The sequence below is a fragment of the Companilactobacillus huachuanensis genome (assembly GCF_005404815.1).
Classification (GTDB): Bacteria; Bacillota; Bacilli; order Lactobacillales; family Lactobacillaceae; genus Companilactobacillus; species Companilactobacillus huachuanensis.
In genome coordinates this window covers 1-12,124 of sequence record NZ_BJDF01000019.1, presented here as the reverse complement: position 1 = coordinate 12,124, position 12,124 = coordinate 1, and the positions used below count along the sequence as shown (strand labels likewise).

At 36.3% G+C, this 12,124-nt stretch carries 9 protein-coding genes and 1 tRNA gene; 8 read left to right on the top strand and 2 right to left on the bottom strand.

Annotated features, from left to right (window positions below):
• The 4 genes from FFM71_RS10525 (at position 1) to FFM71_RS10510 (ending at position 5,215) form a co-directional block, all read left to right on the top strand.
• Positions 1–1,311: a dihydrolipoyl dehydrogenase family protein gene (locus FFM71_RS10525; protein WP_137612133.1), complete on the top strand. Its 1,311-nt coding sequence runs from the start codon at positions 1–3 to the stop codon at positions 1,309–1,311.
• A 407-nt stretch (positions 1,312–1,718) separates the two neighbouring features.
• Positions 1,719–2,564, top strand: a complete 846-nt coding sequence (locus FFM71_RS10520) for an AraC family transcriptional regulator (protein WP_137612132.1) — start codon at positions 1,719–1,721, stop codon at positions 2,562–2,564.
• Positions 2,565–2,982: 418 nt separating this feature from the next.
• Entirely contained in the window at positions 2,983–4,173 is a 1,191-nt protein-coding gene (locus FFM71_RS10515; RefSeq protein ID WP_171000546.1) for an MFS transporter, read from the top strand.
• Positions 4,163–5,215, top strand: coding sequence for an alpha/beta hydrolase (locus FFM71_RS10510; RefSeq protein ID WP_137612130.1), 1,053 nt, complete (start codon positions 4,163–4,165; stop codon positions 5,213–5,215). Before FFM71_RS10515 ends, FFM71_RS10510 begins: the two co-directional genes overlap by 11 nt.
• 825 nt (positions 5,216–6,040) lie before the next feature.
• Here the strand turns inward: FFM71_RS10510 and galE are convergent.
• Positions 6,041–7,033: a UDP-glucose 4-epimerase GalE gene (galE, locus tag FFM71_RS10505; RefSeq protein ID WP_137612129.1), complete on the bottom strand. Its 993-nt coding sequence runs from the start codon at positions 7,031–7,033 to the stop codon at positions 6,041–6,043.
• A gap of 402 nt (positions 7,034–7,435) precedes the next feature.
• Between galE and FFM71_RS10500 the strand changes: the two genes are divergently transcribed.
• The 4 genes from FFM71_RS10500 to FFM71_RS10485 all read left to right on the top strand — a co-directional run bounded on the left by FFM71_RS10500 (position 7,436) and on the right by FFM71_RS10485 (position 11,195).
• Positions 7,436–8,095, top strand: a complete 660-nt coding sequence (locus FFM71_RS10500; RefSeq protein WP_137612128.1) for a class A sortase — start codon at positions 7,436–7,438, stop codon at positions 8,093–8,095.
• Positions 8,096–8,216: 121 nt separating this feature from the next.
• On the top strand, positions 8,217–10,526 hold the full coding sequence (gene recJ / locus FFM71_RS10495) for a single-stranded-DNA-specific exonuclease RecJ (protein WP_137612127.1): 2,310 nt from the start codon (positions 8,217–8,219) through the stop codon (positions 10,524–10,526).
• A 22-nt stretch (positions 10,527–10,548) separates the two neighbouring features.
• A complete protein-coding gene (locus FFM71_RS10490) occupies positions 10,549–11,067 on the top strand; it encodes an adenine phosphoribosyltransferase (RefSeq protein WP_137612126.1) in 519 nt (172 codons plus the stop codon).
• Between the two features lie 38 nt (positions 11,068–11,105).
• Positions 11,106–11,195, top strand: a tRNA-Ser gene (locus FFM71_RS10485).
• 197 nt (positions 11,196–11,392) lie between these two features.
• Here the strand turns inward: FFM71_RS10485 and FFM71_RS10480 are convergent.
• Positions 11,393–11,707 (bottom strand): Ltp family lipoprotein, encoded by a 315-nt coding sequence (locus FFM71_RS10480; protein ID WP_137612125.1) that lies wholly within the window; start codon positions 11,705–11,707, stop codon positions 11,393–11,395.
• Positions 11,708–12,124: the final 417 nt, after the last annotated feature.

The following is a 12,124-nucleotide window of genomic DNA, read 5'->3' as shown; positions in this document are numbered from 1 at the left end:
ATGGATAAATTTGATACGATTATTATTGGGGCTGGGCCAGCAGGATTGGCTGCCGCACATAACTTGAAGGGTAATGGTCAAAATGTAGCTATTGTTGAGAATAACCTTTGGGGTGGAACTTGTCCTAATCGGGGCTGTGATCCCAAAAAGGTCCTTTTGAGTGGAGTTGAAGCTCGTGATCGTGTGGCTCAATTGCAAGGTAAGGGTTTTGATGAGGTGCCATATGTTAACTGGAAGGAATTGGAAACTTTTAAAGAAACTTTTACTGATCCAGTTTCTAAGGGGAGTCGAGATGGTATTGTCAAAGCTGGTATTAAAGCGATTGATGGTCAACCAAAATTTATTTCTAGAAATGAAATTGTCGTAAATGGACAAGATCATTATCAAGCCGATAAGTTTATCATTGCGACGGGTCAACGTCCTAGCTACTTGAATATTCCCGGTAAGGAGCACTTACTTTCCAGTACAGATTTCTTATCTCTTAAAAAAATGCCCGAGGATATCACAATTATCGGTGCCGGTTATATTGCTTTTGAATTGGCGACGATTGCTAATGCGACCGGTGCCAAAGTTCACATCATTCACCACAATGACCACCCGTTAAAAGAATTTAATAAGGATTATGCATTAGAGTTAGTCGATCAACTAAAAAATAAGGGTGTTGATTTTAATTTCAATGTTGATACACAAGAGATTTTGCAACAGGCTGATGGTCAATATGTCATTAAAGCAGCCGATTTTGAATTAACAACGGATTTGATTATTGGCGCAACTGGACGAATTGCTAATACTGACTTCTTAGATTTGGAAAAAGCCGGCGTTAAATATACTCGTCACGGTGTTAAAGTTAATTCAAGATTACAGTCAACAAATGAGAATATTTATGCGATTGGAGATGTCGTTGATACTAATCAACCCAAATTAACGCCTGTTGGTGGATTTGAGGCTGATTATGTCAGTGATATTTTGACTGGCAAGACTGATGTTGACTTAGCATTACCATTAATTCCAACGGTGGTTTATGGTAGTCCAAAATTGGCTAAGGTTGGCGTTCAGGACAGTGATAATGTGATTGATCAAGATGTTACTAGCTGGTTTACATATAGTCACACGAATGATTCGAAGGCTAAGATTAGAATCGTCTTGAATGAAAAGTCAGAAATTATTGGCGCCACTTTATTGAGCAATAATGCTGACAGTTTGATTAACTTGTTGACGATGGCAATTAAGCGTCAAATGACGCATGAAGATGTTGTCAAAGAGATTATGGCTTACCCAACTGCTGCCAGTGACTTGGAGTATTTATTTTAGCTTTCTAAAGGTTGACAGTTTAGTTAGGTATGCCGTTTCCAGAGCTGAGAGTATTCAATTGCTGCGCGGAACGGCCCGAGCCTGGGAAGCGGTCTCGAGCCTCGGTTGAAGCCTCGCAAAACCCGCGAGTCTCCAACGCGCCCGGTGGTGTAAGGACTAAAGTCCTAACGCCACTTTCGCTGCAAATGAATACTCTCAGCTCTTCCAACTAGTTTGTTTTTTAATAGCTGGAACAATAAAATGGAGATTTATGAGTATTTAAATAAGTTAGCTCTAGGCCTGTAATGGCAATGTCTATATCACTTTTTCAACTTTCAACCTTCAGTTAGCTTTGTTAACCTTGAATATTGATTTAAAATGGACTGTAATGAATTAAATCATTGCAGTCCATTTTTTGAGGTGAAAATATGTATCGTCATGAGCAGGTATCAACGACAACATTGCCAGTTAAATTGGTAGTACATACAGAATATTTGGAAAGTCAAAACGTTTTGCGTCATTGGCATCAAGCGTTAGAAGTAGATTATATTATTCGTGGTGATGCTGAATTTGTGATCAGTGGACAAAGAATCACTGCAAGTTCAGGTGATGTTATAGTTATAAATCCTAATGAGATTCATTCCGTGAAACCTTTAAAAGCAGTTGATAATCATACGTTGTCGTTAACGTTTTTGTTTCCGTATGAATTTTTACATCGGGAATGTGAAACAATTGATAAAAGTTGGTTCAAACTTTCAGATGATTCTTCGCAAATAAACCTATTGAAGCAAACATTATTTGATTATTATAAAAATTCACAGACCAAATCAACGGAACAAAAATTTTTATTAATGAGTGAGATATATTTGATGCTGTTTTATTTATTTCATTATTTTCTAGAGAGTAAATCTAATTCAGTTAATTTACCAACAGTTCCAACACTGCATAAGTTATCAAGTGTTATTGATTTTATTAATGAACACAGTGCTGATGATCTTTCATTGCCACAAATCGCCGGAACAGTGCACTTGAGTGAGGGGTATCTATCTAGAACTTTTAAAGAACAAATGGGTGAAGGAGTAATGGAATATGTAAATTTAGTCCGACTCCGAAATGCTTTTGAAATTTTAACTAATACTGAAAAAGATATCGAAACTATTTCAGATTTGGCAGGTTTTGCGAATGTTAAGTCATTTAGAAGATTATTTGCAAAAGTGTATCAAACAACGCCGGGAAAATATCGAATTAACTTGAAAGGTCATAAAACGACCTAAAATAGGCTTTTATAAAGCGCTTACAGCAAACGATTTCATAATATTATTAACTTGTCATCTAAAGGTTGAAAGGTGAAAAACAAATATAACCATTGTTGTTACTGGCCTATAGTTAATTTATTTAAATAATCAGGAGTTTTGTTTTATTATTCCTTTTATTAAAAAAAACAACAAGTTGGAAGAGCTGAGAGTATTCATTTGCAGCGAAAGTGGCGTTATTGCTTCAGCAATTACACCACCGGGCGCGTTGGAGACTCGCGGGTTTTGCGAGGCTTCAACCGAGGTTCGAGACCGCTTCCCAGGCTCGGACCGTTCCGCGCAGCAATTGAATACTCTCAGCTCTGGAAACGGCATACTTAATTAAACTTTCAACCTTTAGCTTGTCATCAAGATGAACAAGTTAAAGGAGCTACATATTATGTTGAAGGAAAAATCAAAATCATTTGTTTTTAAAATAGCGTTGTTATCAATCTCGATGTTATTAATGGCAGCACCAAATATTGCGGCAGCTATCCCGCTGATGAGTAAGACTTTTACTGGGCAATCCGCTTCAGCTATTGAAACAATCTCGACAATTCCCAATTTAGGAATTATCGCCGGAATTTTTATCAGCAGTTTTTTAACAAATTTTATGGGTCAAAAGAGGACGGTAATGACCGGATTGGTGGTAGCTTTAATTTTTGGGATTACACCAGTTTTTTCCAGCAATTATTATATTGTTTTAATATCTCGTCTGCTGTTGGGCTTTGGTATTGGACTCTTTAATTCATTAGCAATTAGTATGATTTCTGACTTTTATGAGGGTGATCAACTTTCAACAATGATGGGTTTTCAAAACGCTGTCAATTCTTTGGGGAGTTCGGTTTTGTCATTTCTTGTTGGTTATCTAATTACTTTTGGATGGCATGCAACATTTTGGATTTATGCAATTGCCTTACCAATACTAATTTTGTTTGGAACCGTGATACCAAATGTTAGAACGGATATAAAGCAAAAAACAAAGGTTTCTAAGCACCAGAGTATTAATTTACCAATTGTGTTAATTTCTATTTTGACATTTTTCATATATGTATTTTTTATGGTAGTTACTGTTAAATTAGCGGACCTCTTAACTTATAAAAATATTGGTACTGCCAGCCAAGCCGCCACAATATTAGGCGGTTTTACATTAGTTTCAATGTTAGTAGGTTTAGTTTATGGAATAATTCATAAATTCTTGAAAAATTTAACTTTACCATTAGGATTTTTGGTTATGATGGTCGGTTTCTTCATATTATCAAGTGCTGATACATTGTCACTAGTCACTTCAGGTGTAATCATTGTTGGATTAGGCTTTGCAGTTGTGATTCCATATATTTACACTATGATAAATATTGTAGCTCCAGCAGGTTCCAAGAATCTTGCATCTTCAATTATGTTGATTTTTACTAATATTGGCGTGTTCTTGTCACCGGTGTTGATCAATTACTTGTCAGGATTTCTTGGCAATAGTCGACCTGATACAAACATGAAGGTTTGTTCGTTTGGATTTGCAATTCTATTTGTAATTTCAACGGTTGTATTAATTTACGAAAGAATTATTCAAGGAGGAAAAGCAATTGCTAAATAATTTAATGAAAAAAGTTAATGTTAAAAATACAGATTATCAAATGAAGTTAGTGCCTGGACTTTCAGATGAAGGATTGCTTGATCCAGAAGCTAAAAAAGAATTAGAAGACTCAATACAACAAACTGATACGGGGGACTTTGGTAGCGAAGTCTCTGATGATGTTAATGTTGAGGATATTCGCGCCTCAATGGGTTGGAAAAAGGCTAACCATCAAAATCAAAATGTTCTTAAGATTGAGAATACTGAATTTAATAATGTCAAAGTTCGGACTTATGTCCAAGAAAAATTAATTGATACAGAATTACCAGTAATTTTATTTATTCACGGTGTAGGATTTTTTGGTGGCAGTTTAGATAATGTTGAATTTCCATGTCGAACTCTTGCTGATTTGGGACAAGTAAGAGTGATTTCAATTGATTATGGATTGGCACCGGAAAATCCTTATCCACAAGATTTAATTGATTGTTATCAGGTTCTAAATTACATTGGTCAACACAAAGAACAGTTACATGTTGAATCCATAACAGCAATGGGTGATTCCGCGGGTGGAAATTTAACTTATACTTTGTCGCTCTTGGATCGTCAGTTGGGTACGAATTATGTTGATAAGGCGGTGTCTTTGTATCCTGTAACTTATCAAGGCAATAATCAAAAACTTAGAGGGATATTTGATGATCCAACGCAGATTATAGCCAAAGAAAATCCAACTGAAATTAAGACATATATTAATAATTTTAACGGAAGTAATGGGCTGATCAGTAATTGGTATATCAAGGATAGCAATTCTGATAGTATGTACATTTCGCCTTTAAATGCTCCAGAAGAGTTACTCAAAAAATTACCAAAGACATTGTTCATGGTTGGAGAATTTGATCCATTACGACTTCAAGGTGAAGCCTTTTATAATAAAGCAAAATTAGCCGGATGTGATATTACTTATCTGCGTTATAATGGGATGATTCACGCTTTTATGGATAAGGTCGGAGACTTTCCACAAGCTGACGACGCATTAAAGGAAGCAATTAATTTTATCTGTGAATAATAATCCTGAGGTAATGATAAATGAAGTATATTATTTTGGGCCGTCTCCAGGACTGAGAATATTCACCTGCTATGCGGACCGGTCCGAGCCTGAGAAGCGGTCTCGGGCCTCGGTTTGAAGCCTTTCCAAAGAACGGAAAGTCTCCAAACTCGCCCGGTGGTGTAACGGCTAAAGCCGTAACGCCACACCCACAGCGGGTAAATATTCTCAGTCCTTCCGACTAATTTGTCTGTGCTAATTTTAATAATTTCATAGGAAATTAAATTTTTAGTTATATGAAAAATGAGCTGTACTAAACTTGATCAAGGGTTCTTTCTCAAGCTTGGTTATAAAAGGATCCATATGCGTATTTAATTTAGAAATTTGTCAAAAAGAGACTGTTTTCCACTTGAAATAATTCCAAGTGAGAAACAGCCTCTTTTTTTTCATAACCAAAGTTGAGAAAGAGCCGATTTAAAGTGATACAGCTCATTTCTATTTATTCAGCTGAAGGTTGAAAGTTGAAAAATTAATCTAACTATTGTTAGTACAGCCATATAGCTAATTTGTTAAATAACTCAAAAGTCTTCAATTTATTGCTACTGCCATTAAAAAATAAACTAGTTGGAAGAACTGAGAGTATTCATTTGCAGCAAAAGTGGCGTTATTGCTTCAGCAATTACACCACCGGGCGCGTTGAAGACTCGCGGTTTTTGCGAGGCTTCAACCGAGGTCCGAGACCGCACTCTGGCTCGGGCCGTTCCGTGCAGCAATTGAATACTCTCAGTTCTGGAAACGGCACGGCATACTTACCTAAACTTTCGACTTTTATTTATTCAGATTAATCTAATCTTCTTCATAACCATTTAAATGTTTGGATTTGAAATTCCAAGCATCACTAATGACTTTTTCAACGTCATCATACTTAGGTTGCCATTTAAGGATCGTACGAGCCTTAGTTGAATCCGCAATCAAAGTACTTGGATCTCCTGGGCGTCGAGGACCAATTTTAGCAGGAATTTCTTTACCAGTGGCTTTTCTAGCAGCTTCTAGAATTTCTTTGTTTGAAAAACCATTTGAAGAACCAAGGTTGAAGACATTACTGTCATTGTCGGCACGTAAATATTCCATTGCCAAACGGTGAGCCTCAGCCAAATCTTCGACATGGACATAATCACGAACATTAGTACCATCTTTAGTATCGTAATCGTCACCAAAGATTGTCAATTCGTCTCGTTGACCAGCAGCGACTTGAAGTACAACTGGAATTAGGTGAGTTTCAGGATTATGATCTTCACCAATTGAACCATCAGGCTTAGCGCCACCAACGTTGAAGTATCTCAAGGCAACGAATTTAATTCCATAAGCAACGTCACACCAATGCATGATTTTTTCCATAGCTAATTTACTTTCGCCGTATGGATTCGTTGGAACAGTTGGGTCAGTTTCCTTAATTGGAATCTGTTTAGGTTCACCATAAGTAGCTGCAGTTGAGGAGAAGACGATATGTTTAACGTCAAAGTTGTGCATCACCTGAAGGAGTGTGATCATGCCGTATGTATTGTTATCAAAGTATTTGAGCGGATCCTTCATTGACTCAGGAACAATTGAGAATGCTGCAAAATGAATTACATCAGTGATTTTTTCATTTTGGAATAACTTGATCAAAAACTCTTTATCACGAACATCACCTTCATAAAACTTAGCTTTTTCGTTAATAGCTTGAACGTGACCCGTTGATAGATTATCTGCTACAATGACGTCATAGCCGAGTTCACAAAGATGATCGACAGTGTGTGAACCGATATAACCGGCACCACCTAATACAAGAATGCTCATAAAATTACCTCCAGATTCTTTTTTGTTTCTAAATATATAAGTCTATTATAGCGTATCTTTGGAATATTCAATTTAGTAAACTTGGTAAACATTAAAATAAATTAAATGTGGTGTAATTGCTAAAGAAATAACACTACTTTTGTTGCATATGAATACTCTCAGTTCTTTTGACTAATTAATCGTTATTAATATCAAATGAACTAGGGAATATAAGAGTCGGAGGTCACCAGCAATATAGTCAGCTATGGAGGTGCGAGACCGATCCTTGGCTCGCATCGGTCCTCATAGCAGACTATATTGCTGGTGACCGGAGACGGTTCCAGAATTTAAGATTTAACTTTTTACCACGAATGTTCTAAAATATAAATTATATTGTAAATTCATTGAAATGGAATGAAAACTATGAAGAAATTCTTTTCAATTTTTGGAACCATTGTTTTATTATTAGTGGCCTTAGCCTTGATTTTTAATCAACCGATCAAGGAGTATGCAGTCAAACGAATTTCTAATCAAAATTTGACGACATTAACAGCTAAGAAAGCTAACGAAAACTCGAAGAAAAAAGGTCAATTTGATTTTAATAAAGTTAAACCTATTTCCGCCAGTCAAGTTGCCAAAGCTTCTGTCAGTAACGATGCAGCAGTTATTGGCAAGATGGCAGTTCCTTCAGTTAACTTGCGTCTACCAATTGTGGTTGGTTTGAGTGATAATGCTCTGTCAACTGGTGGTGGAACGATGAAGGAAAATGAAAAAATGGGTAAATCCAATTATGCTTTGGCTGGTCACTATATGACTAACAAAGGCGCATTGTTCTCTCCGTTGGAAAATGCCCAAATCGGTGATTTAGCATATATCACCGATATGAAACGTGTCTATACTTATAAGATTTATTTTAAGAAAATCGTACCACCAACAGCTGTTTATTTGTTGGACGATGTGGAAAATCAAAGTATCTTGACACTGATTACTTGTGCCGATGGTGGTACTAACCGTTGGGCTCTACAAGGATCATTAGTCAGCAGTCAACCAGCCAATAAGGGTACTTTAGCAGTCTTTTCTTAATGATTCCTTAAAGGAGTTTTGGAACGTCTCGTTTACGAAATTAAATTGTAAATGATATTTCAAGGCTTTTTTTTTCTGATTGAAAATTGATATAATTAACTTATTGTTAGTAGGTGATGGATTGACTTTAATAAATTGGGAAAAGCGTAAGAATCCCACAAAAGAAGAAATAACCAAATTTGCAGCGGAAAAACATGTTGATAACGTAGTGGCAGAATTATTACTTGAACGTGATATTACTGATACCGCCGATATTGAAACGTTTTTACATAGTGACTCGAAAGAATTACAAGATCCATTTGGATTGCATGATATGGATAAAGCTCTCGAAATAATTGATGAGGCAGTGCAATCTGAGGCTAAAATCGCTATTTATGGTGATTACGATGCTGATGGAGTGACGAGCACGTCAATAATGAAGTTAACTTTACAAAAACTAGGTAATAAACCAATTTTCTATATTCCTGATCGTTTTAAGGATGGATATGGTCCAAATTTGGATCGTTATAAATTTTTAGCTGACCAAGGTATCGATTTACTAATTACCGTCGATAATGGTGTCAGTGGTAAAGAGCAAATTAAATATATGAAAGATCGTGGTATCAAAGTTATTGTGACTGATCACCATGATTTGCCTGCGGAATTGCCCGAAGCTGATGCAATTGTTCACCCATCGATTCCCGGGTCTGAATATGTCTGTCCTTATTTGTCAGGTGCTGGAGTGGCATTCAAAATTGCGGACGCATTATTAGGTGAGGATGCAATGGATTTGATTGACTTAGCTGCTATTGGGACTGTGGCTGACTCTGTGGCCTTAAAAGGTGAGAATCGTGTCATTGTAACTGAAGGCTTGAAACAGATGAAGAAGAACCACCACGTCGGTTTAACAGCATTGCTCAAGAAATGTAAAATTAAAATGTCGGACATCGGTGAAGAAGATATCGGGTTCAAAATTGCTCCCCGTATTAATGCCTTGGGGCGTTTGGAAAATGCTTCATCCGGAGTTGAATTATTGACTACCGGTGATGAATCTTTTGCCAAAGAAATCGTCGATGAAACTGAAGATATTAATTCAAGACGTCAGGAATTAGTACAATCAGCCTTTGCCGATGCTCAGAGTCAAATTGCAGCTCAAAAGGATAATGGCGTGCTAGTTCTAAAGGGTAATGATTGGCACCAAGGAGTGTTAGGAATTGTTGCAAGTCGGGCAATGGATCAGGAAAATAAACCCGTTTTAGCAACGCAATTTGATGAGAACAGTGGTGTGATGAAAGGTTCAGGTCGAAGCCCTGAGGGATTCAATCTTTTTACCGCTTTGAATAAGCATAATGATTTGTTTACTGCCTTTGGAGGTCACGCTCAAGCATGTGGTTTCTCAATTGAAGAGGCTCAACTCGATAAATTAACAGAATTGTTGCAAGCAGAACCTAAAGAACAGGATTTTGACCCTCAAGCGCCAGTTATAAAAGATTACGATTTAAATTTAAATCTTGAAGATCTAAGTCTTGATTTAGTTAAGCAGATTCAACAATTGGCGCCATTTGGGATGGGTAATCCTAAGCCCATCATCAAGTTGAGTAATGTTTCTTTGAGCCAAGCAAAATCGATTGGTAAAGATGGGACGCATCTTAAGGTAAATGTGACGGATAATAGTCGCCAAGTGGCTGCAATCGGATTTGGAATGTTTGCTCAGGAACAAGCAATGGCTACTGATATTTGCGATGTCTATGGAGAAATTGGAATCAACGAGTGGGCAGGACGTAAAAATTTACAGTTGATGCTTGATGACTTTCAAGTTTCACCAGAGGCAAAAAAGATTGCTGGATTGAAAGAAGTCTATTTGGATTATCGAAACAAACGATTATCAACCTCAATCATGGATCATTTTGATAATATTGTCTTCTTTAATGAAATTTACTATGAAGCAGCAAAGCGTTCGAATGTTAAAGCCAAACTGATCAAATATGATGAGAAGTGTGATGGCAAGAATATTTTGATCTATGATCGACCACATAACTTGGATTTATTCAAAAACTTTATAAAAGAAAATAATACGCAACATACAGCATTATTTTTCCATACTGATTTGACACAAAGATACTTAAAGCCTGATATGATTAAGATGAAAACGCTTTTGAAGTATTTATATACACATCAAAATATTACGGTGGACGGTATGGATCTAGTTGCCAAATACTTGAATTTGCAAAAAATTGACGTAGATTTTTATTTAAAAGTGTTTTTTGAGTTAAATTTTGTTAAAATAGTTAATGGCTTTGTTGAAAAAGCTGATGCTTCACAACAACGCGAATTGATTGAATCTTCGACTTATTTGAAGAGATTACAACGCAATGATGTTGAAAAAATATTAATTGAATCCAACTTTGACGATCTCTTGTCCTGGATGAGTGATTACGATTGCCATTGTTAGGTTGAATGGGGAATTTATAAAAATGGATATTGATTTTAAGAAATATGTTGCTAATGTTCAAGATTTTCCAGAACCTGGTGTACTATTTCGAGATATTTCACCATTAATGGCTGATGGTAAAGCATATGCTGCGGCAACCGATAAGATTGTTGAATATGCCAAAAGCCGTGGTGCAGAAATGATTGCTGGACCCGAAGCACGTGGTTTCATCGTAGGATGTCCAGTAGCATACAAGATGGGCATCGGTTTTGCTCCTGCTCGTAAAAAGGGTAAGTTGCCTCGTAAAACGGTTTCGGTTTCGTATGACCTTGAATATGGTCAAGCATCACTATATATGCAAATGGATGCTATTAAACCAGGTCAAAAGGTACTAGTAGTGGATGACTTGATGGCAACCGGTGGTACATTGGCTGCCACAATTAAGTTGATTGAAAAATTAGGTGGTATCGTAGTTGGTACGGCATTCTTGATTGAATTGACTGAATTACACGGTCGCGACAAAATAAAAGGGTATGACATGTTTACTCTGATGCAATATTAATTTAAAATAGGTCTGTAGAGGTTCTACAGATCTTTCATGGAGAGTTGGCAGAGTGGTAATGCACCGGACTCGAAATCCGGCGAACCTGTTTTATAGCAGGCGCGCAGGTTCAAATCCTGTACTCTCCTTAAATAGACAGAATAATGTGTAAAGTAAAAAAGAAGAAAGGCTGTTAAATCAGCTTTTCTTCTTTTTTTTTTATGATTGAAATTCATCTTTTAAATAAAGATGAGTAGAAGTTGTATTGGGCAGTGTCTTAACCAATAAATAATCAGGACAAGGATATATAATGTCACAATAAGATGTTATTCAAAAATTTATCTGATTATTGTAAATGAGTTATGGCGTAGTTTGCTTCTTCAGCTGTAAATTTTCCGCCATGGTCAGAAGTTAATTGATCTCTAATTCTTTCAGGGGACATGCTCATGTGTTTCTGATATGTTTTAGCGCTTGATAATGCCGAGATGTATTCTGTAGGTACTTTTGGTTTTTCTGGAGTTTTTTTCTTGGTACTTTTTGAAGAGCTGGGATTTGATTTATTCTCTGATACATGTTTAACACTTTTATTTGAATTGGTCGTTGATTTCTTTGCAACTGTTGAATGCTTTTCATGATTAATGGAATTAGTTGGATTATTCATACTATTGATTCCGGTAATAATTATTAGGGCAGCAAAAATTCCAATTCATATTTTTTTCTTTTTTAACCATTTTTCCTGATATCTTTTATGTTGATTTCTCATTATATCAATCTCCTCTTTGGTATTTAACTAAAGGTTGAAAGGTGAAAAACAAATATAACTATTGTTGTTACTGGCCTATAGTTAATTTATTTAAATAATCAGGAGTTTTGTTTTATTATTCCTTTCATTAAAAAAAACAACAAGTTGGAAGAACTGAGAGTATTCATTCGCAGCGAAAGTGGCGTTATTGCTTCAGCAATTACACCACCGGGCGCGTGATCTGAACCCCGAAGTTTGGACACTTTTTTATGCAGCTTTTAATTCTGTTGATTCTCGATATTGAACAGGCGACATTCCACCTAAATCTGTTTTGAT

What these genes read in the sequence shown, in the direction of transcription:
- FFM71_RS10525 (WP_137612133.1), top strand. Translation starts at nt 1, where the DNA reads ATGGATAAATTTGATACGATTATTATTGGGGCTGGGCCAGCAGGATTG.
- FFM71_RS10520 (WP_137612132.1), top strand. Translation starts at nt 1,719, where the DNA reads ATGTATCGTCATGAGCAGGTATCAACGACAACATTGCCAGTTAAATTG.
- FFM71_RS10515 (WP_171000546.1), top strand. Translation starts at nt 2,983, where the DNA reads ATGTTGAAGGAAAAATCAAAATCATTTGTTTTTAAAATAGCGTTGTTA.
- galE (WP_137612129.1), bottom strand. Translation starts at nt 7,033, where the DNA reads ATGAGCATTCTTGTATTAGGTGGTGCCGGTTATATCGGTTCACACACT.
- FFM71_RS10500 (WP_137612128.1), top strand. Translation starts at nt 7,436, where the DNA reads ATGAAGAAATTCTTTTCAATTTTTGGAACCATTGTTTTATTATTAGTG.
- FFM71_RS10490 (WP_137612126.1), top strand. Translation starts at nt 10,549, where the DNA reads ATGGATATTGATTTTAAGAAATATGTTGCTAATGTTCAAGATTTTCCA.
- FFM71_RS10480 (WP_137612125.1), bottom strand. Translation starts at nt 11,707, where the DNA reads ATGAATAATCCAACTAATTCCATTAATCATGAAAAGCATTCAACAGTT.